The organism is Pseudomonas sp. JC1203, from assembly GCF_056175065.1.
In genome coordinates this window covers 151,532-177,219 of the sequence record NZ_JBWCAM010000011.1, presented here as the reverse complement: position 1 = coordinate 177,219, position 25,688 = coordinate 151,532, and the positions used below count along the sequence as shown (strand labels likewise).

Sequence of the window (25,688 nt, the reverse complement as noted above, 5' to 3'; positions counted from 1 at the left end):
AATTGTACTGGAAGACGCGCCAATCCTGACTCCCGCCTGCTCGGAGGCGAGTGTATCTATACAGGCGCTGGAAACACGCTGGCCCCTGCATGCCGAGGGGCTTTACACCGCAACGACCCGAGTCAGTCAAACCCATGAAAAACTATCAGGCGTTCGAGAGCGCTGACCTTCCCGACAATTACAAAGACAACGTGATCACCATGAAGCGCGTGCTGCGCGCGCAGATCGGTGATGTGGAGGCACTGTTCGCTGAAGTCAGTGCGTTTATCGAAGGCGAAATCGCTTCCATCCGCGAGCAGGAAGCCACTACCGGTTGCGGCTGGGCGGTGCTGGAATACGACGCCATCGCCCGTGGCGAGGTAACCCCCGAGCAGTTGGCGCTGATCAAGCGGCGCGGATGCCTGGTGGTCAGGAACCATTTCCCGCGCGAACAGGTGCTGGGCTGGGACCAGGCCTTGCTGGATTACCTGGACACCAATGCGTTCGACGCCACCTATCGCGGGCCGGTCGACCAGTTCTTCGGCAGCCTGGAAGCCTCCAGGCCCGAGATCTTTCCCATCTACTGGTCGCCGTCGCAGATGCAGTTGCGCCAGCATGAACGCATGGCCACGGCGCAATCGTTCTTGAACCGCCTGTGGAAGACCCAGTCCCAGGGCCAGGCCTGGTTCAACCCCGACGTCAACGCCTTGTACCCGGACCGGGTGCGCCGCCGCCCGCCGGGTACCCGCTCCAAAGGGCTGGGGCCGCATACCGATTCCGGCGCGCTGGAACGCTGGCTGCACCCGGCGTACCTGAAGGTGTTCGACAAGATCTACCACAACAACTTCAGCGCCTACGACCCGTGGGATGCGGCCTACCGCACCGAAGTCGAGGAGTACGCCTACAAGGACACGGTCAAGTGCTCGGCGTTCCGCACGTTCCAGGGCTGGACGGCGCTGTCGGACATGCAGGCGGACCAGGGGGTGCTGCACACGCTGCCGATTCCCGCCGCCATGGCCTATATGCTGCTGCGCCCACTGCTGAGTGACGTGCCCGAGGATGAGCTGTGTGGCGTGGCGCCGGGCAAGGTGCTGCCGGTGTCGGAGAAGTGGCATCCTTTGCTGGTCAAGGGCCTGACGGCGATTCCCGATGTTTGCGCGGGCGACTCGGTGTGGTGGCACTGCGACGTGATCCACAGCGTTGCCCCCGTCGAGGATCAGCAAGGCTGGGGCAACGTGATGTACGTGCCCGCAGCGCCCATGTGCCCGAAGAACCAGCGCTACGCACGAGACGTGTTCAAGGCGTTCAAGGAGGGGGCTTCGCCGTACGACTTCCCGCCCGAGGATTACGAGGTGAGCTGGAAAGACCGCTTCACCGTGGGCCAGCTCAATGACATTGGCCGCAAGGGGTTGGGCGCTGCTTGACGGGCTGCCCCGGCCGGCGCTTCAGGCTTACAGCCTGCCTATGCGCGCCAGCTCCGCGCTCAGCTGATCACGGTTCAAGGTCCCGAGGGGCAGGGCAAGCAAGGCGCCTACCCGTTCGCGGATCTTGGCCACGGTCTCCTGGAACGCCCGTTCAATCTGCTGCTCGGTGCCACTCACCGCAGAGGGGTCGGCCAGCCCCCAATGGGCCTTGAGCGAGGGGCCGAAGTACACCGGGCAGGCTTCGCCGGCGGCGCGGTCGCAGACGGTAATGACGATGTCCGGTGGCGCGCCTTCGAAGGCACCCGAGGCCTTGCTGTACAGGCCGTCGCTAGCGATGCCGGCGGCAGCCAGGGTGCGCAGCGCCCGGGCGTTGACCTGGCCACTGGGGAAACTGCCGGAGCTGACGGCCACCGTGCCAGCCGGCGCCAGGTGGTTGAACAACGCCTCGGAGAGGATGCTGCGGCAGCTGTTGTGGGTACACATGAACAGCACTTTCATGACGGGCGTCCTGGGTTCAAAGGCTGAGGCGCAAGGCGAGTGCGCACAGCGTGGCGACAAGGATGGGAAGCGTGAGCACGATTCCGGTTTTGAAGTAGTAGCCCCAGCTGACGGTGATGCCTTTTTTCGCCAGCACATGCAGCCATAGCAGGGTGGCCAGGCTGCCGATGGGGGTGATCTTGGGGCCCAGGTCGCAGCCAATGACATTGGCGTACACCATGGCCTGATGCACCACGCCAGACGCGTCGGTGGCATGAATCGCCAGCGCACCCACCAGCACGCTGGGCATGTTGTTCATGACCGAAGACAGCGCTGCGCTCAGCAGCCCGGTGCCCAGTGCAGCCCCCCATACACCGTGCTGGGCGAACACGTTAAGCAGCTGCGCGATGTGGTCAGTGAGGCCGGCGTTCTTGAGGCCGTAGACCACCAGGTACATGCCCAGGGAGAAAATCACCACCTGCCACGGCGCGCCCTTGAGCACCTTGCCGGTATCGATGGCGTGGCCCTTGGCGGCAATCAGGTACAGCACCAACGCACACGCGGCAGCGATCGCGCTGATGGGAACACCCATTGGCTCCATGACAAAGAAGCCGATCAGCAGCGCGGCCAACACCCACCACCCGGCGCGAAACGTCCCGCGGTCGCGGATGGCTTCCCGTGGGGCTTTCAGTTGCGCCAGGTCATAGACCTGGGGCAGATCGGCGCGAAAAAACCACAGCAGCATGCCCAGCGTGGTGGCGATGCTCACCAGGGTGACCGGCACCATCACGGCGGCATAATGGGCGAAGCCAAGGTCGAAATAGTCAGCCGAGACGATGTTCACCAGGTTCGACACCACCAGCGGCAAGCTCGCGGTATCGGCGATGAAACCTGCGGCCATGACGAACGCCAGGGTGGCGGCGGGCGAGAAGCGCAGGGCAAGCAGCATGGCGATGACGATCGGGGTGAGAATCAGCGCGGCACCGTCGTTTGCGAACAGCGCCGATACAGCGGCGCCGAGCAGAATGATAAAGGCGAACAGCCGCCGGCTGCTGCCACCCCCCCAGCGCGCGACATGCAGCGCGGTCCATTCAAAGAACCCGGCTTCGTCAAGCAGCAGGCTGATGATAATGACCGCGATAAAGGTTGCGGTGGCGTTCCAGACGATGTGCCACACCAGCGCAATATCGCCCAGGTTCACCACGCCACAGAGCAGTGCCAGCACCGCGCCAAAGGTGGCGCTCCAGCCGACACCGAGGCCTTTTGGCTGCCAGATGACCAGGATGATGGTGAGGGTGAAGATGAGCAGCGCGGGCAACATGCGAGGTACCGGGGCAGGGGTTGAATATTATTATACGGATATACGTATAACCATATATACGATAAAGCCCACGGTCCTGATGTACGGCTGTCAGTTGCAGGCCCTTAGCAGCAAGCCTGCTGGCGAACCGGGCGGCCCTCCATGGACTCCAGGCGACTACGGTCGCCGTGGACCCAGGCCAGATTGGCGTCCAGTGTCAGTTGCAAGACCTCCAGCACCCACTGTGGCAATTCCGGGTGCAAGCGGTAGTAGACCCACTGGCCCTGCCGACGATCTGCCAGCAGCCCGCAGGCCCGCAACTGCGCCAGGTGCCGGGAAATTTTCGGTTGGCTGTCCTCAAGGGCGGCGATCAACTCGCACACGCAAAGCTCGCCTTCGGCGCGCACCAACAGCATGATGCGCGCCCGGGTTTCGTCGCCAAGGCATTTGAATACGGCGGGGGGGGAAATGCTCATGTTGCCGCTTCCGTAGGTTGTGGTGCGTATATGCGTATTTACGCATGTGTTCGCGGTTTTCGGAAGAGTGGCGGCTTACGTATCCGGGCATTTAGCGGTGTGCCTGCCGAGTGGTGGCGCCAGGGACGCGGCCTGCGGCAGCTGCTACGGGGGCATGGTCAGTGACTGCGGCGCAGTTTGTGCCCCTCCAGCAGATCCAGCCACACTGAAAATCCTCGACAAATGGGCACGCAATTTACTTTCCAGCCTTTTGCTCTACTTCAAGGCTCGAGAGCTGGGCACGGCTGCCGCCTGGGGCAAAGCCCCACGTTGCGAGTGCCCCTAGCAGAGCAGTCAGCACAGCTAAAATCAGAATGACGTACTGTGTGCCAATAGGCGCGGCCAACACGGCCACCCACAAACCTGCCAGCGGCTGGGACATGTTATTTAGAAGAGTGATCACGCCGACTGTCTTGCCGAAATCCTGGGGCGGTATTACCCGCTGCCGGATCGTGCGCATGTAGACGTTGAACATTTTATCGAAGGCGACGATTAACAGAAAACCCAATGCATAACCTTGCAGGCTCTGGCTCAGCGCGGTAATGAACGCGCCAACTGCGATCATCGAGTATCCGACACCGCCGAGAATTCGCAGCGGCAGCGTGACCCGAGCGAGCACGAACAAAATCACAAATGTCGTTGCCGCACCCGCCGCCTGCAGCGCTGCGTAACTGTCCTTGGCGGCGCCGTACTGGCCAATAACCATGGCCGCCGAGGTCGCCAATGTGACGCCAACGATCAAGTTGACACCCGCCGCTAGCGTGATGATCTTTTGCAGCTCGCTCAGGTTGCGGATATGACCGAACGCGATCTTCAAGGGCTGCAGCCAGATGTCCTGATGCTGCTCGAACGTCGCCAGCGTGATTCGGCTAAAACGTTGCCATACCAGCATGCTCAGGTCTGCCAGCAGAAACAGTCCGGCGGTCCACAACACCACCCAGTGCCACGCCCAGACCTCCAACATCAGTGCCGCAAGCAAAGGCCCCAGCACCAGTCCTGTCTGATCGGCGATCTGCGAGTAGGACAAGGTTTTGGTGTAACTGTAGTGCTGGAAAATATGCGGCATCAGCACCTCACGAGCCATGATGCCTTGCGTGGTCAGCACGCCGCACAGCGCCGACAGTGCTATCACCCAGCCGATACCACCGAAGACCGCAAAGAACGACATCGCCAACACGCAGAGCGATGCCCGGCAGATTTGACTGATATGCAGGATCCGGATGGGCGAAAATTTGTCGCACAGGGCGCCGCAGAGTGGGAAGGCGAGGAACCGTGGCAGGGATTCGACGAAAAACGCGAGCCCCGCCCAAGACGCGCTGTTGGTGGCCTGGAACACAACCAGTGGCACGATGAAGAGCAGAATCTGATCCGCCAGCCTCGATAGGAAAAGGGACGTAAAAAACGCGAGGTAGTCCTTACGCATCGCAAGCTCCTGATAATCGGCGTGGCGGTGATTCGCCAAGGCGCACCGGCAGCAGCTGCAAGGCACCAGTCCGCTGGAGCGGTTGAATGCCGAGGTCAAGTGTCGCACCTAGGTCTTGGGCTCTTACCCAGCGATCCGGCCATCACTCGCCTGGTTGGGGCGATGCTACGCCACTTCCTGGGACACGATCATGTCTAAAGACTATCGGGATCGCCAAAAAACATTTGGACTAGTCTCTAGCACGCGGGTTTCCGCTGAAAAAATCGAAGTTGTACCCCCACTTGTACCCCCAGTCGCACCGCGTGGATCCGGGATCGAGAATGGCGATTTCTGACAGAATGCCTGCGTGGCAGTGGGTGGTATCCAGTGTACTCCTGACGCGGCGTTGATGGAGAGGAGCGCATGATTGCGGGAGCGCTCGTGACCTTGTTTATCTAAAGTCCCCGCCTATCGACTGCCACTCAAGTGGAGGGGCCACGGTAATCGGTGAAAGGCAATGTTTGCCTCTATGGGGGGCGGCCAGCCACCTTGATCCAGCCCAACCGCTCCCTCGTCCCTGGCCCTAGCGCTGGAAGTAAGCAAGAATTTCACACCCATCGCCCACCGGCACATGCCCAACCGTGCTGCGCTTGCCAATGTCCACCACACTCACAGTGGCGTCGTTTTCATTGGCAACCAGCAAGTAATCCTGCGCCGGGCTGAAGCACCCGTCCAACGGCTTGTCACCCAGCTCGGCGTTGAACAGCCATTGCAGATGCTCATCGAAAAAACTCACCACCGGTTCAAAGTCACCCATCACCGCCAGTATTCGGCCATCGGCACTGAAGTGCACCACCTGCCCGGGGCGCTGGTGCCCAGGCAGTTCGAGGGTGCGCAGCAGGCGGTGCTGCTCGGTGTCGACGACGTACAGCACCGGCCGATCCTGTGCGGTGGCCACTACCCACGGATGGCGTGGTGATGCGTCGATGCCGTTCAAGGGACCTGGCATAGCCAGGGCTGCAGGCGCCTGGCCAGGTTCGCGCAGGTCGACGGCATAGAGTTGGCCATCCTCTTCGCTTTCGGCCCATAGCTGGTCGGCGTGCGGTAGCGGCGTGAGGCGGTGCACATTCTTCGAGGGGACGTGGATATGGTCCACGATCTGGTCCTGGGCAGGGTCTATGACGAGGATCGTCGCGCTGTTTTCACAGCACAGGTACACCCGGCCATCACGGCCCAGGCGTCCGGTGTGGGGTGACACATAGGGCAGGGTGTCGATGAACCCGCTCAGGCGGCGGCTATCAAGGTCGATCACGGCGACCTGGTGGTTGGGGTGGGGGTTATCGCCGTGGACGCCGTCACCGTAGATGGGCACGTAGGCCTTGCGCAGGTGCTCAAGCACGAGCAATTCGTGGGGCCGTGATGGCAGGTCGGTGATGGCGGCGCGGACTGAGAGGTCCCCGGGGTTCAGGAACAGGACCTGCTGGCCCTGTTTGTCGACGGCGATTATTTCCTGTCCGGCAGTGTGTTTGAGGTTCATCAGATTCATCCTGTGCTGACGGCAAGCAAGCGTTGAATGTATTGATGGAGAGCCTCGCGACGGCTTTAGTTCAAGTGAATTGCCCGGGGCTGCCCAGGGTTCGCTGCTGCCGCAACACGTCCAGCAACAGCCGGAACGCCGGCTTGTGCTGGCGACGGTTTGGGTAGTACACGTGATAGTGCAGGGGCGTGTCGCACCAGTCGGCCATTACCCGCAGCAGCCGGCCCTGGGCCAGGTCCTGCTCGACCACATGCTCCGGCACGTACGCCAGCCCGCAACCGGCGCGGGCGAAATCCAGCATCAGCCCCAGGGTGTTGCACACCAGGTGCCCGTCACCGCGCACCTTGATGTCACGGCCCTTGTTGGCGAACGGCCAGGCCCACAGGCCGCCTGAGGTGGGCAGGCGCAGGTTGAGGCAGGTGTGGTGGGTGAGGTCTTCGGGTGCCACGGGGTGCGCGCGTTTTTCGAAGTACGCCGGGGCGCCCACCAGCGCCAGGCGGAACGCCGGGCCGATGCGCACGCTGATCATGTCCTTGGCCAGTTGTTCGCCCATGCGGATACCGGCGTCAAAGCGTTCGGCGACGATGTCCACCAGCGCATAGCTGTCATTGATCTCGACCGTGATGCCCGGGTGCTCGGCCATCAGTTGGCTGACGGCCGGGGCCAGGGCCCAGGGGCTGGCGTGCTCCAGGGAGGTGATACGCAGATGGCCCGTGGGCCGGCCGCTTGACTCGCTCAGTTCCCCGAGCCCCGCTTCGATACCGTCGAAGTGCGGGCCGATGGTGTCCATCAGGCGTACCCCGGCTTCGGTGGGGGCGACGCTGCGGGTGCTGCGGGTGAGCAGCTGTACGCCCAAGCGCTCTTCAAGCTTTCTGATGGTGCGGCTCAGGGCGGGTTGCGAGACACCCAGCTGGGCGGCGGCCTTGGTGAAGCTGCCCTCGCGGGCCACCCGCAGGAAGGCCATCAGGTCGGTCACGGTATCGCGCATGATTAATGTCTTTAGGGTATAGGTCCATTCCTATCATACCCGCTAATCATCATTGTCCGGCGTTGCTAGAGTGGCTCCTTCGTTTTCAATCATCCACGGAGTACCCCGCCCCATGAGCAATCGGCCCTTTGATGTGATCATTTTCGGCGCGAGCGGTTATACCGGACGCCTGGTCGCCGAATACTTCTACGCCACCCACGGGGTCGATGGGCCGGTGAAGTGGGCGCTGGCCGGCCGCAACCTCGGGAAGCTGCAAGCCATTCGTGACAGCTGGACAAACGCTGCCGGGTTGCCGCTGATCCTGGCCGATGCCGCGCAGCCGGCCACGGTGCGTGACATGGCGGCCGCCACCCGGGTGATGATCAGCACGGCGGGGCCGTTCTCGCTGTATGGCTCTGACTTGGTGGCGGCCTGCGCCGAGCTGGGCACCGATTATGTCGACCTGTGCGGGGAGATCCCCTGGATTGCCCAGATGATCGCCCAGCATCAGGCCACGGCACACGCATCGGGCGCGCGGCTGGTGTTTTCCTGCGGCTTCGATTCGGTGCCCTTCGACCTGGGCGTGTGGTTCACCCAGCAACAGGCCATGCGCGAACATGGCCGTTACGCCCCCCGCGTGCGGGCGCGCATGCGCAGGATGCAGGGCGTGCTGTCGGGCGGCACCTTCGCCAGCGTCGGCGCCGTGGAGGCGGCTGCAGCCAAGGATCCGTCGCTGGCCGCTGTGGTGAACGATCCCTTTGCCTACACCCCCGGCTTCAAGGGCGTCGAACAACCGGACGGGCAGACCCCTTACGTGGATGCGCTGGCCGGCAGTTGGGTAGGGCCGTTCATTATGTCGCCGATCAACACCAAGGCCGTGCACCGCACCAACTACCTGCAAGGGCATGCCTGGGGCGAGCACTTCCAGTATGACGAAATGCTGATGCTGGCCGCCGCGCCGTCCGCCGATGATGCGCCCAGCCTGGCCGGTTTCTCGTTCAACGAAGGCGGGCAGCCGCAGCCAGGGCAGGGGCCTACGCAAGCGGAGATGGAGGCAGGGTTCTACGACGTGATGTTCATTGCCGAACTGGGCGACGGCCACGTGGTTAAAACCTCGGTCAGCTGTGATGAAGACCCCGGCTACCTGTCCACATCGAAAATGCTCTGCGAAGCAGCGTTGGCCCTGGCGTATGACGTTGACCGCGACCAGACGCCCGGTGGCTGCTGGACGCCGGCAGCTGCCCTGAACACGGCATTGATGGCGCGGTTGAGCGCACACGCGGGCCTGCGATTCGTGATCGAGGGCTAACGGCAACGGCGCTACACGGCACCCACTTCGCGGATCTGCGCGTACTTGGCCTGCAACTCTTGCCGCTGTTGCTTGCGCAACTGCCCCTGGGCATAGCGCCGGCGCTCGGTGAGGGTGTCAGGCTGCAGCGGGCGCACGGGGCAGGGGCGGCCGTCGGTGTCCACCGCCACCATGGTGAAGTAACAGCTGTTGGTGTGGCGCACGGTGCGCTCGTGGATGTTCTCGGTCATGACCTTCACGCCTACTTCCAGCAAGGTGCGCCCGGTGTAGTTGACCGAGGCCAGGAAGGTGACCAACTCGCCCACGTGGATGGGCTCCTTGAAGATCACCTGGTCAACCGACAGGGTGACCACGTAGCGGCCGGCGTAGCGCTTGGCGCAGGCGAAGGCCACTTCATCGAGCATTTTCAGCAGGGCGCCGCCATGCACGTTGCCGGAGAAGTTGGCTTTGTCGGGGGTCATGAGCACGCTCATGCTCAGTTGGTAGCTGCCAGGTTCCATATCTACCTCATCACGTCAGGCGCCCTGTAGACCGGGCGTTTCGGGCCGGCTAAGCAACGGCTCAGGTGCGGCAAACGGTAGCAGGTGTGGCGGATAGTTAGCTAGCTAACATAATGAAAGGGTGTTTTCCAGGTCCGGTAACAAACCCGCCTGTAGCCGCTGCCGCCAGGCTGCGCTGGCCGTCAGGTTCGCTGGAAATCTTCAGCGTACTTCCGGGCCGGCGCAGCCTTCGGCAGCGGCTACAGGGAGTGCGTCTGGTGGCGGTGGTCAGAACTGCGACTGCACCTGCAAGCCCAGTACCAAGGCATTGTCCACTTGCCGTACGCCATCCGGGTGCTTGATGTACTGAATGTTGGGCATGATGTTCAGCCATTTGGTCGCCTGGATGCCGTAGTTCAGCTCCGATGCGTACTCGGTGTGCTGCTCGGGCACGTAGCCGGCGTCGTCATAGCTCAAACCGCTTTGTTCGTTGGCGGTCTTGGCGTTGCGCAGGAACAGCGAGCTGGCGTGAATGCGCGCCACGCCAAAGCCCAGGGTGTCGGTGGGGCGGGCGTCGAACATGCCTTTGTAGACGAAGCTGACCTTCTGGTAGCTGTCCACCGGCGTGGTGGCGCGGTCCTGGAACGTGGCGCTGGCGGTCATGGTCAGGCCGCGCGAGGTGTCGCCGTTCACCGAAGTCAGCTGCTGCTTGCCCACCACCCAGAAGCCGTGGCGGCTGCTGTCGCTGCGGTAGGGGTTGCCGGTCAGGGCCGCGGGTTGGCCGTTGGCGTCCCGGTAGACATCCGTGCCGTTGGCGCTGCTGTGGTAGTAACCCACGCGGTATTCGCCCGGCAGCGTGTTCACGGTCGGTGCCCACACCAACTCTACCGGGACGAAGGTGCCGGTGGTGCCCGCGCCGTTGAGCTTGAAGCCGTTGTCGTTTTCCAGGTCCGAGGGGTTGATGTTGAACGCGCCGATCTGCGCGTACACGTCGCTGGTCACGCGGTAGCGCACGCGGGCTGCCCATTGGCTGATGGGGCCGTTGTAGATGGTGTCCACGTAGTTGCCCGGCTGCGAGCCGCAGAACGCCAGGCCCTGGAACGAGCAGTCTTCCACGGCGAAGTCATCGCTGACGGCGAAACGGCCGGCCTTGATGTTGAGCTTATCGTCGAACCAGCCTTTGCTCAGCCATAGCTCGCTGAGGCGGCTGACGCTGCCACGACCCTGGATTTCCTGGGTGGAGCCCAGGCCAGTAGCGCGCGGGTCGTCGATTTTTTCGTTGATGTTGCTGCCGTTGCGGTTGGTGATGGACAGGCTGAAGGCCGCGTCATTCCAGCCCAGCAGCTTCTGCAGGTCGATATTGGCGCCCAGGTTGAACTGGTCGGCGTAGCGGGTGACATGGTGGTTGCTGTGGCCGCCGCGCACGTTGGAGGCCGACTCGCCGGTGTAGCCCATCTGGATGTCGACGCCCTTGTTCAGCAACTCGGTGCGCAGGCCGCCCCAGTCGCCGGTCATCCAGGGGGAGTCGACGGCGAAGGCGTCGGCGGCCTGGGCGCTGATGCCCCAGCTGGAGGCCGCACAGGCGGAGACGAGCAGGGTGAGGGCCTGGCGCTTGCGGGCCCGGCCGTGTGTGGAGTGCGGCATGGTGTTCAGTCCTTTGTGTGTCATTGGAAAGCGGCGGGAGAGCCCCGCCGCCTGACTTTTTTTAGTTGGCTGCGCTGCTTGAGCCCAGTTGCGCCGGCAGGTTGAGGTCCTTGCGCACCTGTGCCACCTGATCGGCGTTCACCGCGGGTGCCGCATTGCCCCAGGTGTTGCGGATGTAGGTGGCCAGGGAGGCGACCTGCGAGTCCGACAGCTTCCAGGCAAAGCTGGGCATGGCGCCGCTGGTGGGGTTGCTTTGCGTGACCGCGCCGCGGCCGCCCTGCAGCACGGTGGTGAGCAAGGTCTGGGCGTTGGCCGACTGCAGCGCCGGGTTGTTGGCCAGGCTGGCGGCGATGCCGCTGATGCCCTTGCCGTCGCTGTTGTGGCAGGCCGAGCAGTTGGCCGCGTACACATTGGCGCCCTGTTTCATGGCGCTTTGCGTGGCGGTCAACGGCTGTGGCTTGGTGGCCGAGGAGCCGGGGATGCTTTGCAGGTAGGCCGCAATGGCCACCAGGTCGTCATCGCTCATGTGCTGGGTGGAGTTGGTCACCGCTTCGGCCATGGGGCCCGAGGCGACGGCCACGTCATTGCTGCCGGTCTTCAGGTATTGCACGATTTGCGCCTGGGTCCAGCCACCGATGCCCACGTAGGGGTTGCTGGTGATCTCCGGTGCATGCCAGCCGGCCAGGTCGCCGCCCTGCAGGAAGGCGCCACCCTTGTCGCCGCCCAGGAAGTTTTTGGCGGTGTGGCAGGCGGCGCAGTGGCCCAGGCCCTGCACCAGGTAGGCGCCACGGTTGACCTGCGTGGTGGCGCTGGCCACCGGCACGAACGGCGTCTTGTCGAAGAACAGCAGGTTCCAGCCCATCATCATCAAGCGGATGTTGAACGGGAAGGGCAGTTGGTTGGAGACCACCTTGTTGTCCACCGCCGGCACCGTCTGCATGTAGGCCCAGAGGTCGTGCATGTCCTGGTCGCTGACCTTCACGTAGGCGTTGTAGGGCATGGCCGGGTACAGGTTTTCACCCTCGCGGCCCTTGCCTTCGCGCACGGCGCGGGTGAACTGGGCCTCGGTCCAGGCGCCAATGCCGGTGGCCTTGTCCGAGGTGATGTTGCTGGCCAGCAGTTTGCCGAACGGCGTTTGCAGGGCGTAGCCACCGGCGAAGGGCTTGCCGCCGTGCGGGTCGGTATGGCACGCGGCGCAGTCGCCGGCGATGGCCACGTAGCGGCCGCGGGTCACGGCCGGGTCTTCCTGGGTGGTGACCGGGGCCTTGACGCCTTGGGCGCTGTCGGTCTGCTGGCCGGGCGCGACCAGGGTCTGGGCCGCGAACACCAGGCCCACGACGCCGCCCAGGGCTACGCCGCCCAAGGCCATGCTGGCTAATCCATGACGGCGCTTCATGCGGGTACCTCCACCAGGGGGCCACGTTTGCCCAGGTACTGTTCAATGATTGCCTTGGCCGTCCACAGGCTCAGGGCGCCGATGGTGGACGTGGGGTTGTAGCCGGCGTTGTTGGGGAACGACGAGGCGCCCAGCACGAACACGTTGTGCACGTCCCAGCTCTGCTGGTAGCGGTTGAGCACGCTGGTTTTCGGGTCCTTGCCCATCACCGCGCCACCGATGGTGTGGTCGCTGCCGGGCAGGTACGGGCCGTAGTTGACGGCCGCGGAGTCGAAGCCGTTGACGATTTCCGCGCCCATGGCCTTGCCGATTTCCACCGCCTTGTCTTCGGTGAAACGCGCCATGCGCCGGTCGTTTTCGTTGTAGTCGAAGGTCACCCGGATCAGCGGGTCGCCGTGGGCGTCCTTGTATTCCGGGTCCAGGTCCAGGTAGCACTCGTCGTGGGAGAAGCTGGTGCCCTGGTTGAAGATGAAGGTGCCGTTCTGGAAGGCGTGGGTGTAGGCCTTCTTCCAGTCGCTGCCCCAGCGCGGGGTGCCCGGTGGCACGGCATCGGCGTTGCCGATCGGGCGGGCGCCGCGGGCCACCACCAGGATGCCGGCACCGCCGATGAAGCCCAGGCCCTTGTGGTCGAAGTTGTCGCCGTTGTAGTCATCGACCTGGGCGGAAAGGGCGCCGGCGCCGATGTACTGGTTGAGCTGTTCGTCCTTGAAGAAGATGTTGGCGCCCGACACGGTCTGGAAGCTGTAGGCGCGACCCACCACGCCTTGGCGGGTCTCGGGGTTGTACGGCGTGCCGATCTTCGACAGCAACAGCAAGCGCACGTTCTGCATCTGGAAGGCGGAGAAAATCACCAGGTCGGCCGGCTGTTCCCACTCCTGCTTGTTGCGGTCCAGGTAGGTCACGCCGGTGGCGGTCTTGCCGTCTTCGGCGAGGTTGGCGCGCAGTACCGCCGATTCGGTCAGCACGGTGAAGTTGCTGCGCTGCATCAGCGCCGGGATCACGCAGGCGTTGGGGCTGGACTTGGAGAAGTTGCCACAGCCGTAGTACAGGCAGTAGCCGCAGTAGGTGCAGGGGCCCATGCGCACGCCCAGCGGGTTGGTGTAGGCCTGGGAGGCTTGCCCGGCAGGTACCATGAACGGGTGCAGGCCCAGCTTCTTGCTGCCCTCGGTGAACAGGTCGGTGAGGCGGGTGGTGGCCAGTGGCGGCAGGGGGAATTCGCTCTTGCGGTTGCCTTCGAAGATGTTGGCGCCGTCGATCTTCTCGCCGTTGAGCACGCCGGCCTTGCCCGATACACCGGCGATCTTTTCAAAGCGCTCGTAGAAGGGTTCCAGGTCCTCGTAGCTCACGCCCCAGTCCTGCACGATCAGGCCTTCGGTGAGCTGCTGTTGGCCATAGCGCTTCATCGTGAAGCTGTAGGGCTCGAAGTCGAACGGCAGGAAACGCCAGGCCATGCCGGCCCAGTGGGTGCCCGAACCGCCGACGTTGTAGCCCAGCTCGTTCAGGCTCCAGTCACGGGTGGGCAGGGCGGTCTGGCTGCGGTTGTTGCGAAAGGTGGTGGTCTCGATGGCCGGTGGCAGCAGCAGGCTGCGGCGGGTGTCCCAGCGCAATTCGTCGGTGTCCACCGACGGTGGGAAGTCGGTGGCGGTCTCGACCCACGGACCGCGTTCGATCGCTACCACGTTGAGGCCGGCGCGCGTCAGCTCTTCAGCCATCAGGGAGCCGCACCAACCGAGGCCGACGATCACTGCGTCGACTTTGGGGCGTACATTGGCCATGAATCAGGTCCTCTTCAATACAGCGTAATCACGCAAACAAGGCAGGTATCAGGCGGGCTGTACTGCTCGATTTTTCTGGTTTAAAGGGTGTTGTCGATCAGGCTGGTGGGGATGATGTGCAGCTTCTGGCCCTTTTTCGCGATCAGGTCGCGGAAGTCGTAGCGGGCGCCGGGGAAGCCGATCATTTTCCAGCTGGCCATGTTCTTGTTGCCGCCGTAGAGCGGGTCGGCGAAGAAGCCCTCGCGTACGTTGGCCAGGATCTGCTCGAACAGCTCCTTGGTTTCCACGTCGTGCCCAAGGTCCAGCTGGCCGGCTTCCATGCTGCGCAGCAGGCTGTCCTGCTGGGTGCCGTCCAGTTGCACGAAGGGTTTGGAAAACGCGTGCTGGCAATGACCGTCGATGGCCGCCAGGCCCTTGCGCCAGCGCTCGGCCGGGGTCAGGGGCGATTGCGTGCCTTGCTCGAAGGTGCCTTTGACGAAGCGGCCCAGGCGGTAGAGCGTGGCGCCCTTGCCGTAGTCACCGGCCAGCTGGCGGTCGATAAACACCGCGCAACCGGCTTCCTTGCCGCCAATGCTCAGCTCGTCCGCCGGGATCAGGCGGTCGGCCAGGGCGCCGGCGGTGTCGAATTCGGCCTGGGTGAAGAACGCCAGGCCACCCTGGCGCGGGGCGGGCAACGCCGGCAGGCTGGCCTTGCCGGGCTCCCAGGGCTGGCCGCCGCTGACGACTTCGGCGCGCGCAGCGGGCAACGTGGACGCGGCCGCCAGGGCCAGGGCCGATGAAAGAAAATCTCTGCGCTGCATGGATGAGTCCTGTGGGCGATGAGGAAGGTCGGACCCCTGGGCAGGCGCGCCGGAACGCGCGCGACCAGGCGGTCACGGCGGGCGAGTCTAGGGGTGCGACATGTCACCACGCCACTAACTATTTGACGTTTTCACGTCAAAAACCACTCAATCGGGCAGGGTCTCGTCAATCACGATACGCAGCTGGGGGGCCGCCTGCGCGGGGCTTTGCAGGTCACCGTTGGCGTACAGCAGGTGCTGGATGGCGGCCTCGGCCTGGCACTCCGGGTCCTGGTCCAGCACCAGGGACAGCAGGCCCTCGCGCAGGAAGTCGGCGTGCTGCTGGCTGGCCTCATGGGTGATCCATACCGGGCGCAGGTCCAGTTCCAGCAGGGCCTTGCGAATGCCCGCCGAACCGCTGCCGGTGTTGTAGATGGCCGCCAGTGGTTGCCCGTCATCAACGGCGTCGCGCACGGCCTGGGCGGTCATGTAGTCGTTGTCGTGGCATTCCACCGGGTGGCTGATGGCGAGGTGCGGGGCGCGCTCGCGCAGCACTTGCAGGAAACCGCCCACCCGCGCCTGGTGGGCGTGGTAGAGCAGGGAGTTGGTGATCAGCAGCACCCTGCCGTGCTCGGGCAGCACCCACTGGGCCAGCAGGCGCCCGGCACTGCGCCCGGCCATGTGATTGTCGATGCCGATGAAGGTGGCGCCCGTCAGCCCGGACAAGCTGCTGGTGAGCAGAACCACGGGCACGCCCTGGTCGATCTGCGCCTGCAACGCTGCGCGGATTACCGGCAAGTCATGGGCTACCACGATCAGGCCCTGGCGCGCGGTGCGGGGCTTGGCGATGAAATCCAGCAGTTGCTGCGGGTCGGCTTCGTCCCAGGTCTGGCGCTGCAGCACCAGGCGCGAGCGCAGCAGTTGCGCCTGGCGAGTGAAGGCGGCGGCGACCCGGCGATAGTGGTCGGTGCTGCTTTCCACCATCAGCAGGTCGAAGCGCAGCAGGCCATGCACCGGCGAGGGCAGCACACGACGCAGGTCCAGGGCCCGGGCGGCGTTGAGCACCTTGCGGCGCTTGGCGTCAGAGACGCTGCCGCGTTCGTTGAGCACCCGGTCGACGGTGCTGAGGCTGACGCCGGCCAGTTCGGCGACATGGACCAGGCGTTTTTTTTGAGTGAGGCTGTCCAACGAAAACGTTTCCGTGAAGGATATGCAGGGGAATTTAGCACGTCGTGACCTGTAGCCGCTGCCGTCAGGCTGCGCGGGCCCTGCGCGTCGCTGGAGATTTCCAGTGTACTCTGGGCCCGCGCAGCCTGGCGGCAGCGGCTACAGGTTACTTGGCGGCCAGGGGTTGCGCTGTGCGGGCCTTGGCGACTTGTGCGGCGCTGATGCCTGGCGCGGCGTTGCCCCAGCTGTTGCGTACGTAGGTGAGCACGGCGGCGATGTCGTCGTCGTTGAGCTTCCAGTCAAAGGACGGCATGCCTGCCGCCGTGATGTTGCCTTCGGTGGCCACCGCGCGCCCGCCCTTGAGCACTGCACTGATCAGGTTGGCACCGCCGGTGGCGCGCATGCCCGAGTTGTCGGCAAACGCCGGCACCATGCCGTTGATGCCTTCGCCGTGGACGTTGTGGCAGGCCATGCAGTTGTTTTCGTACACCTGGGCGCCGCGTTGCATCAACGGATCGCTGGCCGACAGCGCCGCCGGCGCCTGGGTGCCCGAGCCGGGGAGGGACTTGAGGTACAGGGCGATGTCGGCCAGGTCGGCGTCATCGAGGTGCTGGGTGGAGTGCTCCACCGCTTCACCCATGGCACCGGCGGCCACAGCCTTGTCGTTGCTGCCGACCTTGAGGTAGCCCTGGATCTGCTCTGCGCTCCAGCTACCCAGGCCCAGGTGGTGGTCATTGGTGATTTCCGGGGCATGCCCCCCCAGCAGGTCGGCCCCTTGCAGATAGGCGCCGGTGTCGCCGCCCAGGGCGTTTTTCGGCGTGTGGCAGGCAGCGCAGTGGCCGGCGCCGTCCACCAGGTAGCGGCCCCGGTTCCATTGCGCCGATTGCGCTACCACCGGCACGTAGCCCTGATTCTTGAAGAACAGCAGGTTCCAGCCCAGCATGGCCAGACGAATGTTGTAGGGGAAACCCAGGGTATTGGCCTGCGCCGGCTGGTGCACGGGCGCCAGCGAGCGCATGTACGCCCATAGGTCGTGCACGTCGCTGTCGCTCATCTGCACGTAGGCGTTGTAGGGCATGGCCGGGTACAGCAGGGCGCCGTCCTGGCGTTTGCCGTGGCGCACGGCGCGGAAGAAGTCGCGCTCGGTCCAGTTGCCGATGCCGGTCTCGCGGTCGGGGGTGATGTTGGTGGAGTTGATGGTGCCGAACGGGGTCTGCAGGCCGTAGCCGCCGGCAAACGCCTGGCCGCCGGGGGCGGTATGACAAGCCGCGCAGTCGCCCTGCACGGCAATGTAGGCGCCGTGCTTGACCTGGGCAGGTTCGGGCCTGGCGCTGTCTGCCGCTTGCAACTGGTTGTCGGCGACATCGTCGGCACGGGTGCTGCCGTTCAGGTACAGCGCCGTGCCCACACCGGCCACGGCAACTATCACCAGCCCTGCAATGATTTTGGTTTTCATCGGTGAGCGTCCTTATGCCTGAACCAGGGGGCCGGGGTTTTGCAGGTACTGTTCCTTGATCGCCTTGGCCGTCCACAGCGCCAGGGCGCCGATGGTCACGGTGGGGTTGAAGCCGCCGTTGTTGGGGAACGACGAGGCGCCCAGCACGAACACGTTGTGCACGTCCCAGCTCTGCTGGTAGCGGTTCAGGGCGCTGGTTTTCGGGTCGGTGCCCATCACCACGCCGCCGATGGTGTGCGACGAGTCGTTGGCGCGGAACGGTGTGTAGTGGTCGGCGGCAAAGTTGTAGGACTCGATGTGGGTGCCCCCCACCGCCTTGGCGATGGCCTCGCACTTTTGCCGCACGAACTCGCCGGAACGCTTGTCGTTGAGGTTGTAGTCGAAGGTCATGCGCATCAACGGCCGGCCGAAGTTGTCCTTGTACACCGGGTCGAGGTCGAAATGCGCGTCTTCGTGGGAATAGCTGGTGCCCTGGCCCTGCACCATGGCCCAGTTCTGGTAGCTGTGCTGGAAGGCCTTTTTCCAGCCCTTGCCCCAGCCGGGCGCGCCCTTGGGCAGCACCCCGGCCATGCCGATGGGCAGGCCGTTGTTGGACAGCGACTGAATGCCCGCACCGCCGATGAAGCCCAGCCCTGAATGGTCAAAGTTGTCGGCGTTGAAGTCGTCGACCTGGATGGCCAGGCAACCGGTGTTGATGAACGGGTTGAGGTGCTCGTTCTCGAACCACAGGTAGGCGTAGGACAGGGTCTGGAAACTGTAATTGCGGCCGATCACGCCTTGTTTGGTGCGCGGGTCGTAGGGCTGGCCGATGCCCGACAGCAGCATCAGCCGCACGTTGTCCAGCTGGTAGGCGGCGACAATGACGATATCGGCCGGCTGTTCGCCGACCACGCCGTCCTTGCCCACGAAGCTGACGCCGGTGGCGGTCTTGCCGTCGGCGGCCTTGTTGATGTGCAGCACTTCGGTGTCGGTCATCACCTCGAAGGTGGGCTGGCGCATCAGCGCTGGCACCACGCAGGCGTTGGGGCTGCTCTTGGACCAGTTGCCGCAACCGAACAGCTGGCAGTACCCGCAGTAGGTGCACGGCCCCATGTGCACGCCCAGGGCGTTGACGTAGGCGCGCGAGATGGTGCCGGCCGGCACGGGGAAGGGGTGCAGGCCCATCTCGGTGGTCTTCTGGGTGAAAATGTCGTTCCAGCGGCTGGGCACCAGGGGTGGGGTGGGGAAGTCGCGGCTGCGCGAACCTTCAAAGGGGTTGCCGCCGGGGATCACCTTGCCATTGATCACGCCGGCCTGGCCGCTGGTGCCGGCAATGCGCTCGAAGCGGTCGTAGAAGGGCTCCAGCTCGTCATAGGTGATGCCCCAGTCCTGCACCTGCAGGCCGGGCACCAGCTGTTGCTTGCCGTAACGCTCCACGGTCTTGCTGTAGGGCTGGAAGTCGAACGGGTTGAAGCGCCAGGAGGCCGCCGCCCAGTGGGTGCCGGCGCCGCCGACGTTGTAGCCCAGGGTCAGGTTGCTCCACTCGCGCACCGGCAGCGCCTGCTGCGAGGCGTTGTTGCGGAAGGTGTAGGTCTCCAGCTTCGGCGGCTGGAGGATTTCCTTGCGGGTGGACCAGCGCAGTTCGTCGGTGTCCACCGACGGCGGGAAGTCGGTGGCGGTGTCGCGCCAGGCGCCGCGCTCGATGGCGACAACCTTGAGGCCTGCTCGAGCCAGTTCTTCGGCGATGACCGAGCCGGACCAGCCCAGGCCGATCACTACCACGTCTGCTTTGGGTCTTGCGTTTGCCATGGGTCAATCCTTTGTCGCGCGCAGCCGGGCGCCGTGCTCGGCTGGCAAAAATGAGGGGTTGTAGCCGCTGCCGCCAGGCTGCGCTGGCCCCGAGCCTCGCTGAAGATCCTCAGGGTGCACACTGGCCAGCGCTGCCTTCGGCAGCGGCTACAGGTCAGGCGCGGTCGAGCAGGCTCACCGGTTCCAGGTTCAGCGCTACGCCTTTTTTCTGGATGTAGGGGCGATAGTCATAGCGTGCGCCGGGGAAGCCGATCAGCTTCCAGCCCACCATGCCGCGGTTGCCGCCGTACATTGGGTCGGCGAGGTAGCCTTCGCGCACGTTCTGCAGCAGCAGGGCGAAGAAGTCGGCGGTGCCGGTGTTGGGCAGCTTCAGCGCGCCGCTTTCCATGTCGCGCAGCAGGCTGTCCTGAGTGTCGCCGTCCAGGCCGCTGAAGGGCTTGCCGTAGCGGGCCTGGCAATACGCGCCCAGGTCCTTGAGCCCGCTGCGGTAGCGCTCGGCCGGTGTCTGCTTGAACTGCGGGCCTTGTTCGGGGGTGCCGGGCACGATCGGCCCCAGGCGGTAGACGCTGGCCGCCTGGCCAAAGGCGCCGGCCAGCTCGCGGTCGATAAATTCCACGCAGCCCGCCTGGCTTGCGCCAATGCCCAGCTCGTCCTCGGGGATCAGGCGGTCGAAGATCGCCGCCACCTCCTTGGCTTCCTCAGGTGTCAGGTAGGCCAGGCCGCCTTTGCGTGGCAACCTGGGCAAGGCATCGGCCTGGGTGCCTACCGGCATCGGTGTGCGGGAACTGATGACGCTGGCGCCTGCGCTGCTGGCCACGCCCAGGGCAGTCAACTGCACGAGCGATATCAAGGCCTCTCTTCGTTTCATGTGCTCTATCCTCAGGTCTCACGGTGCAGTACGCCGCTGCAGGTGGGGCTGCGCGCAAGGCCCGTCCTAGAAGGGTTGGCACAGCCACGGCGGGCGAGTCTAGGGGTGCGGCATATCACCACGCCACTAACTCTTTGACGCTTTCCCCTCAAGGGCTGCGCCCGCCACCAGCCTCGCCCTGAGGCAGGCACACTGGTAGCATCCGGCCCATCACCCCCACTGCGAGGACACCATGGCCGGCCTGCCACCCGACAATAACGACGCCCCTCGCGGTGCGGTGACGCTCAGCGACGTGGCGCGGCTGGCGGGGGTGGCGCCCATGACCGTGTCGCGCTGCCTCAACCAGCCCGACACCGTGCGCAGCGCCACGCGCCTCAAGGTGCAGCGGGCCATCGAGCAGACCGGCTATGTGCAGAACCGCCTGGCCGGCGCGCTGCGTTCCAACCGCAGCCGGCTGGTGGCGGTGGTGATGCCGATGGTCACCAACCCGATCTTTTCCGACACGTTCCAGGCCATCAACGACCGCCTCGCCCAGGCCGGTTACCAGGTGCTGCTGGGGGTGTCGGGCTATGAGCGCGAGCACGAACAGGAGCTGCTGGAGGTGATCCTCAGTCGCCGGCCCGACGGCATCATCCTGACCGGCACGCTGCACACACCGGCCAGCCGCAACCGGTTGCGTGCGGCGCGTGTGCCGGTAGTGGAGACCTGGGACTTGACGTCCGAGCCTATCGACATGCTGGTGGGCTTTTCCCATGAACAGGCGGGCAGGGCCGTGGCGTTGCAGTTGTTCGCCCAGGGCTACCGGCAGTTCGCCCTGCTGGCGGTGGACGACCCGCGCGGGCTGCGCCGCGCCGAAAGTTTCACCCGCGCGCTGGCCGAGCAGGGCGTGAGTGCGGTAAGGCGGCAGATCTACCCCGGCACGCCGACCCTGGCCATGGGGCGGATGGGCCTGGATGCGTTGTGGCAGCAGCCACCGACGCCCGCCGAGCCGTTGGCGGTGGTCTGCACCTCGGACACCATTGCCCACGGCGTGCTTACCGAAGCAGCGGCGCGCGGCGTCCGGGTGCCGGAGCAACTGGCGGTGATGGGGTTTGGCGACATGAGCTTTGCTGCCCACACCTTTCCGGCGCTGTCGACGGTGCGCATCGATGGCGCGCTGATGGGCGAGACGGCGGCGCAGATGCTGCTGGATCGCTTGCAGGGGCAGGGCGGCGGTGGTCAGGTAACCGACATCGGTTTCACCCTGATACAGCGCGACAGCACCACCGCCTGACCCACCGCGCTGTATTCGGACGCGGCCTGGCGGCCGCTCTACGGCGCGCGAACCACCTGTAGCAGCTGCCGCCAGGCGGCGTCCGGGCGCGCCACGGTGCCTCCGGGAAACCGCATCGGCGATCTCATCATTTTGACGTTTTCCCGTCACTTTCGAATTCTGCGCTTGTATTTGAAATCCGCGCGCCCTAGCGTTTAAAGCACAAATGGTAACGATACCATTACCCCTGAAGCAGTCTTGGGATAACAACAAATGTCGACCATCACCTGTGTAAGAACGCTGCGCCTGCCCCAACGCCCCAAGCTGATCTGGCTTGAGATCGAAACCGACGAAGGCCTGATCGGCCTCGGCGAAACCTTTCGTGGCGCCGCCACTGTGGAGGCGGCAGTGCATGAACTGATCGCCCCTGGACTGATCGGTCGTAATTCACGGCAGATCGAAGCCATCTCCCTGGAGCTGACCACCCCTTATGTCGGCTACCACAGCGCCAGCGCCGAGATCCGTGCGGCCAGCGCCGTGGATATTGCCCTATGGGATCTCAAAGGCCAACGCCATGGCATCCCCATCCATGAAGCCCTGGGCGGTGCCTGCCGCGACAGCATCCGTGTCTACAACACCTGCGCCGGCTATGAGTTCAACACCCAACAAGGCGCCCGCCGCGAGATTACGGCCGCCGATGCGGCTCAGGGCCCTTATGACGATCAGTTGGCCTTCAGCCGCGACGCCGGTGCCCTGGCGGCGAGCCTGGTGGAAGAGGGCTACACGGCCATGAAAATCTGGCCGTTCGACCGCTTCGCGCGCCAGGCCGGCGCCAACAGCATTAGCCTGGCTGAGGTACGCCAGGGCTGCGAAGCCTTCCGCCAGATCCGCGCGGCGGTGGGTGATCGCATCGAGATCATGTGCGAGCTGCACAGTCTGTGGGATAGCGCGGCGGCCTTGCGCATCTGCCAGGCGCTGGACGCATTCGACGTGTATTGGGTCGAAGACCCGTTGTGCAAGATGGACGACGCCCAGGCCCTGGCCGACCTGCGCCGTCGAACGCGGGTGCCGATCTGCGCCAGCGAAACCCTGGGCGGCAGCGTGGCCTACCGCGACCTGCTCAACGCCGGCAGCCTGGATTACCTGATGCTGGACCTGGTGTGGTGCGGCGGCTTCACCGAAGCACGCAAGATAGCCGCCCTGGCCCAGGCCTACAACAAGCCGTTGGCACCCCACGACTGCACCGGCCCGGTCGCGCTGTTCGCCGGCCTGCAACTGGGCCTGCATGCGCCCACGGCGGTGCTGCAGGAAGTGGTGCGGGCGTCGCTGTCCACCTGGTACGGCGAGTTGGTCACCCATTTGCCGCAGATCACCGCCGGTTTCGCCGCCGCGCCTACCCGGCCGGGGTTGGGCACTGCGCTGCGCCCCGAGGTCAAGCAGCGTCCCGACGCCATCATCCGGGAAACCCGCCGCTGACCTGACCTCTACTTTCCGGGATCGAGAACACAATGAAAAAAATAGATTCTCTTCGCCGTTTCATCGCCCAGCACCGCCGCTACGAAGTGATCGCGCTGCTGTTCATCATGATGCTGGTCAACCAGGGCGACCGCGCCACGCTGTCGGTGGCCGGGGCCAGCGTGTCCCAGGAACTGGGCCTGAGGCACGGCGAGATGGGCTGGCTGTTCTCGGCCTTCGCCTGGGCCTACATGCTGCTGCAGTTGCCGGGCGGCCTGGCCATCGACCGCTTTGGCAGCATCAAGGTGCTGGGCGTGGCGATCATCGCCTGGTCCGTGCTGACGGCCGCGATTGGCAGTGTCGCGGTGATGCCCGTGGGCATAGCGTTCTTCGCGGTGTTTGCCCTGCGTTTCCTGGTCGGGGTGGCCGAGGCGCCGTGCTTTCCGGCCAACAGTAAAATTGTCTCGATGTGGTTCCCCACCGCCGAGCGCGGCACGGCGACGTCGATCTTCAACGCCTCGCAGTACTTCGCCGCCGTGGTGTTCACGCCGCTGCTGGCGTGGATCTCTACCCGTTGGGGCTGGCCGTGGATTTTCTATGTGATGGGCGTGGCCGGGGTGGCCATTGGCATCGTGTTCATTGCCCGCATCAAGGCGCCCGTTGAGCACCCGGCCTTGAGCGCGGTGGAGCTGGACACCTTGCGTAATGGCGGCGCCAGCCTGCGGGAAAAGCCTGCGCAGGCCGACAAGGCGGACGGTTGGCGCCAGACCTGGGCCAGCGCCCGGGCCTTGTTGGGCCAGCGCATGTTCCTGGGCATTTACCTGGCGCAGTTCTGCATCAGCACCCTGACGTTTTTCTTCCTGACCTGGTTTCCGGTGTACCTGGTGCAGCAGCGTGGCCTGTCGATCCTCAACGCCGGCCTGCTGGCGGCGGTGCCGGCGATCTTCGGCTTCATCGGTGGCATCAGCGGTGGGCTGGTCTCGGACTTGATGCTGCGCAAGGGCCTGTCGCTGACCCTGGCGCGCAAGCTGCCGATCTTCATCGGCATGGCCCTGTCCATGAGCATGATCCTCTGCAACTACGTGCAGACCGACCTGCTGGTGGTGCTGTTCATGACCCTGGCGTTCTTCGGCAAGGGCATGGGCGCCCTGGGCTGGGCAATTATCGCCGACGTGTCGCCCAAGCGCAGCGCGGGCATGAACGGCGCCATCTTCAACACCTTCGGCAGCCTCGCCGGCATCGTCACCCCGGTGGTGATCGGCTACATGGTGCAGGCCATGGGCTCGTTCAACGGCGCGTTGATCTACGTGGCGCTGAACGCGGCGGGGGCGTTCGTCAGTTACCTGTTTATCGTCGGCCCGTTGCAGCGGCCCGACGAGCCTGCGCCCACCGCGCCGCCCGAGGAGGGGCTGCAGCCAGCGCCGGCACGCTGATTTCACGTTTCATCCCACAAGGAAAATAAAAAAGATGCTGAATCGACGACATTTCTGCCGCGCCTCGCTGCTCGCCGGCGGCGCCTTTGCCCTGGCCGATGGCCCCTTGGCCCAGGCCGCTGCGTTGCTGCGCGCTGGCCAGCCGCTGACCGAGGTGGCCAGCCTGGACTGGTTGTGCAACGCCGTGGCATTGACCACCGACGGGCGCCTGTTCGTGGGCCTGCCGCGCTGGCCCGGCTTCGAGCGCACCCCGTCCATTGCCGAGGTGCTGAAGGATGGCAGCCTGAAGCCATTTCCCGGTGGCGACTGGAACGCCTGGGCGCCGGGCAAGCCCAGTGCCCAGGCGCTGGTGAAGATCAACACCATTCATATCTTCGACGACGACACCTTGTGGGCCATCGACCAGGGCGAGGACGCCGGCCCCAAGGGCATCAACACGGCGCAAAAGATCCTGCAGTTCGACACCCGCACCGGCAAGCTGTTGCGCAGCATTACGCTGCCCGAACATGTGCTGCCGGCCGGGGCCAACCTCAATGACCTGCGGCTGGACAGCGAGCATGCCTACGTGACCGATTCGGGGTTGGGGGCGATCATTGTCATCAACCTGCGCACGGGCGCTTCGTTGCGCCGCCTGGCCGATCACCCCTCCACCAAGATGCTGCCCGAGCGCCGACCTTTCGGCGAGGACGGCCAGCCGCTGCTGATGCCCGATGGCAGCGACCACCAGGTGCATTCAGACCCCATCGAGATCAGCCCCGACTGCCAGTGGTTGTACTACCAGGCCCTGAGCGGCCCGTTGTGGCGGGTGCCCACTGCTGGGCTGCGTGACGCCCGGCTGAGCGAGCAAGCCCTTGGCACGCAGGTACAGTTCGTCTACGACACTGGCCCCCTGACGGGTACGGGGATGGACAGCGCCGGCAACCTGTACCTAGCCGAATACGACAAGCCGCGGGTGACCGTGCTGGCACCTGACGGCGCCCTGCGCGTGGTGGTCGAGGATCCGCGGCTGTGGAACCCGGATGCGCTGTTCATCTCCCACCAGCGCGAGCTGTACATCCCCGTGCCGCAAAGCGCGCGCATGGCCGCCAACCGCGGGCCGGGCGGCAAGAGTGCGCTGCAACTGCCGTTCAAGATTTTCAAGGTGCAGTTGCCGCCGGCGCTGGGCTCCCGCGAGAAAGTCCCTGCTGCGGCCTCGTAGTTTCGGTCTCGATTGTCCTGTAATTCACCGCGCCTGGAACGCGGCCTTGGCTGGTATTCCAGGCGATAGACGCGGCTTTACCAAACCA

Annotated in this window: 21 protein-coding genes and 1 pseudogene; 7 read left to right on the top strand and 15 right to left on the bottom strand. The window is 64.8% G+C overall.

Translation table 11 applies throughout. The features are described from left to right. Window positions 1-134: 134 nt before the first annotated feature. Window positions 135-1,403 carry a YbiU family protein gene (locus tag AC0SZ7_RS17925; RefSeq protein WP_475505632.1) on the top strand — a complete coding sequence of 423 codons (1,269 nt, stop codon included), beginning with the start codon at window positions 135-137 and terminating at the stop codon, window positions 1,401-1,403. Window positions 1,404-1,430: 27 nt separating this feature from the next. Here AC0SZ7_RS17925 and AC0SZ7_RS17920 read toward each other — a convergent pair whose 3' ends face one another. The 4 genes from AC0SZ7_RS17920 to AC0SZ7_RS17905 all read right to left on the bottom strand — a co-directional run bounded on the left by AC0SZ7_RS17920 (window position 1,431) and on the right by AC0SZ7_RS17905 (window position 5,118). Next, the gene (locus tag AC0SZ7_RS17920) at window positions 1,431-1,901 is read right to left on the bottom strand and encodes an arsenate reductase ArsC (RefSeq protein WP_475505631.1); all 471 of its coding nucleotides are present in this window, start codon (window positions 1,899-1,901) and stop codon (window positions 1,431-1,433) included. Between the two features lie 16 nt (window positions 1,902-1,917). After that, window positions 1,918-3,201 carry an arsenic transporter gene (locus AC0SZ7_RS17915; RefSeq protein WP_475505630.1) on the bottom strand — a complete coding sequence of 428 codons (1,284 nt, stop codon included), beginning with the start codon at window positions 3,199-3,201 and terminating at the stop codon, window positions 1,918-1,920. A 104-nt stretch (window positions 3,202-3,305) separates the two neighbouring features. Further along, on the bottom strand, window positions 3,306-3,656 hold the full coding sequence (locus AC0SZ7_RS17910) for a metalloregulator ArsR/SmtB family transcription factor (RefSeq protein WP_475505629.1): 351 nt from the start codon (window positions 3,654-3,656) through the stop codon (window positions 3,306-3,308). Between the two features lie 235 nt (window positions 3,657-3,891). Beyond that, window positions 3,892-5,118, bottom strand: a complete 1,227-nt coding sequence (locus AC0SZ7_RS17905) for an MFS transporter (protein ID WP_475505628.1) — start codon at window positions 5,116-5,118, stop codon at window positions 3,892-3,894. Window positions 5,119-5,149: 31 nt separating this feature from the next. Between AC0SZ7_RS17905 and AC0SZ7_RS17900 the strand changes: the two are divergent. Next, window positions 5,150-5,286: pseudogene (locus tag AC0SZ7_RS17900) on the top strand (transposase); the annotation flags it as partial. A 394-nt stretch (window positions 5,287-5,680) separates the two neighbouring features. Here the strand turns inward: AC0SZ7_RS17900 and AC0SZ7_RS17895 are convergent. Together AC0SZ7_RS17895 and AC0SZ7_RS17890 are read right to left on the bottom strand one after the other, a co-directional pair. Next, the gene (locus tag AC0SZ7_RS17895) at window positions 5,681-6,634 is read right to left on the bottom strand and encodes a YncE family protein (RefSeq protein WP_475505627.1); all 954 of its coding nucleotides are present in this window, start codon (window positions 6,632-6,634) and stop codon (window positions 5,681-5,683) included. 70 nt (window positions 6,635-6,704) lie between these two features. Then, on the bottom strand, window positions 6,705-7,622 hold the full coding sequence (locus AC0SZ7_RS17890) for a LysR family transcriptional regulator (protein WP_475505626.1): 918 nt from the start codon (window positions 7,620-7,622) through the stop codon (window positions 6,705-6,707). A gap of 112 nt (window positions 7,623-7,734) precedes the next feature. On the opposite strand from AC0SZ7_RS17890, the gene AC0SZ7_RS17885 reads away from it, so the two are divergent. Next, entirely contained in the window at window positions 7,735-8,910 is a 1,176-nt protein-coding gene (locus AC0SZ7_RS17885) for a saccharopine dehydrogenase family protein (RefSeq protein ID WP_475505625.1), read from the top strand. Between the two features lie 11 nt (window positions 8,911-8,921). Here the strand turns inward: AC0SZ7_RS17885 and AC0SZ7_RS17880 are convergent, their stop codons facing one another. The 9 genes from AC0SZ7_RS17880 to AC0SZ7_RS17840 form a co-directional block, all read right to left on the bottom strand. Beyond that, complete coding sequence (locus AC0SZ7_RS17880; protein ID WP_475505624.1) at window positions 8,922-9,410, bottom strand: acyl-CoA thioesterase; 489 nt, start codon at window positions 9,408-9,410, stop codon at window positions 8,922-8,924. A gap of 267 nt (window positions 9,411-9,677) precedes the next feature. Beyond that, window positions 9,678-11,033, bottom strand: coding sequence for a carbohydrate porin (locus tag AC0SZ7_RS17875; RefSeq protein WP_475505623.1), 1,356 nt, complete (start codon window positions 11,031-11,033; stop codon window positions 9,678-9,680). Window positions 11,034-11,094: 61 nt separating this feature from the next. Further along, window positions 11,095-12,429 carry a c-type cytochrome gene (locus tag AC0SZ7_RS17870; protein ID WP_475505622.1) on the bottom strand — a complete coding sequence of 445 codons (1,335 nt, stop codon included), beginning with the start codon at window positions 12,427-12,429 and terminating at the stop codon, window positions 11,095-11,097. After that, window positions 12,426-14,204: a GMC family oxidoreductase gene (locus AC0SZ7_RS17865; RefSeq protein ID WP_475505621.1), complete on the bottom strand. Its 1,779-nt coding sequence runs from the start codon at window positions 14,202-14,204 to the stop codon at window positions 12,426-12,428. Before AC0SZ7_RS17865 ends, AC0SZ7_RS17870 begins: the two co-directional genes overlap by 4 nt. An 80-nt stretch (window positions 14,205-14,284) precedes the next feature. Then, the gene (locus AC0SZ7_RS17860) at window positions 14,285-15,004 is read right to left on the bottom strand and encodes a gluconate 2-dehydrogenase subunit 3 family protein (RefSeq protein WP_475505620.1); all 720 of its coding nucleotides are present in this window, start codon (window positions 15,002-15,004) and stop codon (window positions 14,285-14,287) included. Window positions 15,005-15,151: 147 nt separating this feature from the next. Continuing rightward, on the bottom strand, window positions 15,152-16,171 hold the full coding sequence (locus AC0SZ7_RS17855) for a LacI family DNA-binding transcriptional regulator (protein ID WP_475505619.1): 1,020 nt from the start codon (window positions 16,169-16,171) through the stop codon (window positions 15,152-15,154). Between the two features lie 145 nt (window positions 16,172-16,316). Further along, a complete protein-coding gene (locus tag AC0SZ7_RS17850) occupies window positions 16,317-17,606 on the bottom strand; it encodes a c-type cytochrome (RefSeq protein ID WP_475505618.1) in 1,290 nt (429 codons plus the stop codon). Between the two features lie 12 nt (window positions 17,607-17,618). Continuing rightward, window positions 17,619-19,394, bottom strand: a complete 1,776-nt coding sequence (locus AC0SZ7_RS17845; protein WP_475505617.1) for a GMC family oxidoreductase — start codon at window positions 19,392-19,394, stop codon at window positions 17,619-17,621. Between the two features lie 154 nt (window positions 19,395-19,548). Then, window positions 19,549-20,262, bottom strand: coding sequence for a gluconate 2-dehydrogenase subunit 3 family protein (locus AC0SZ7_RS17840; protein WP_475505616.1), 714 nt, complete (start codon window positions 20,260-20,262; stop codon window positions 19,549-19,551). A gap of 232 nt (window positions 20,263-20,494) precedes the next feature. Between AC0SZ7_RS17840 and AC0SZ7_RS17835 the strand changes: the two genes are divergently transcribed. From AC0SZ7_RS17835 to AC0SZ7_RS17820, 4 genes are all read left to right on the top strand, one after another. Next, window positions 20,495-21,535 carry a LacI family DNA-binding transcriptional regulator gene (locus AC0SZ7_RS17835; RefSeq protein WP_475505615.1) on the top strand — a complete coding sequence of 347 codons (1,041 nt, stop codon included), beginning with the start codon at window positions 20,495-20,497 and terminating at the stop codon, window positions 21,533-21,535. 252 nt (window positions 21,536-21,787) lie between these two features. Next, window positions 21,788-22,990: a mandelate racemase/muconate lactonizing enzyme family protein gene (locus tag AC0SZ7_RS17830; RefSeq protein ID WP_475505614.1), complete on the top strand. Its 1,203-nt coding sequence runs from the start codon at window positions 21,788-21,790 to the stop codon at window positions 22,988-22,990. 32 nt (window positions 22,991-23,022) lie between these two features. Further along, the gene (locus tag AC0SZ7_RS17825; RefSeq protein ID WP_475505613.1) at window positions 23,023-24,402 is read left to right on the top strand and encodes an MFS transporter; all 1,380 of its coding nucleotides are present in this window, start codon (window positions 23,023-23,025) and stop codon (window positions 24,400-24,402) included. A 34-nt stretch (window positions 24,403-24,436) separates the two neighbouring features. Further along, complete coding sequence (locus AC0SZ7_RS17820) at window positions 24,437-25,600, top strand: L-dopachrome tautomerase-related protein (protein ID WP_475505612.1); 1,164 nt, start codon at window positions 24,437-24,439, stop codon at window positions 25,598-25,600. Window positions 25,601-25,688: the final 88 nt, after the last annotated feature.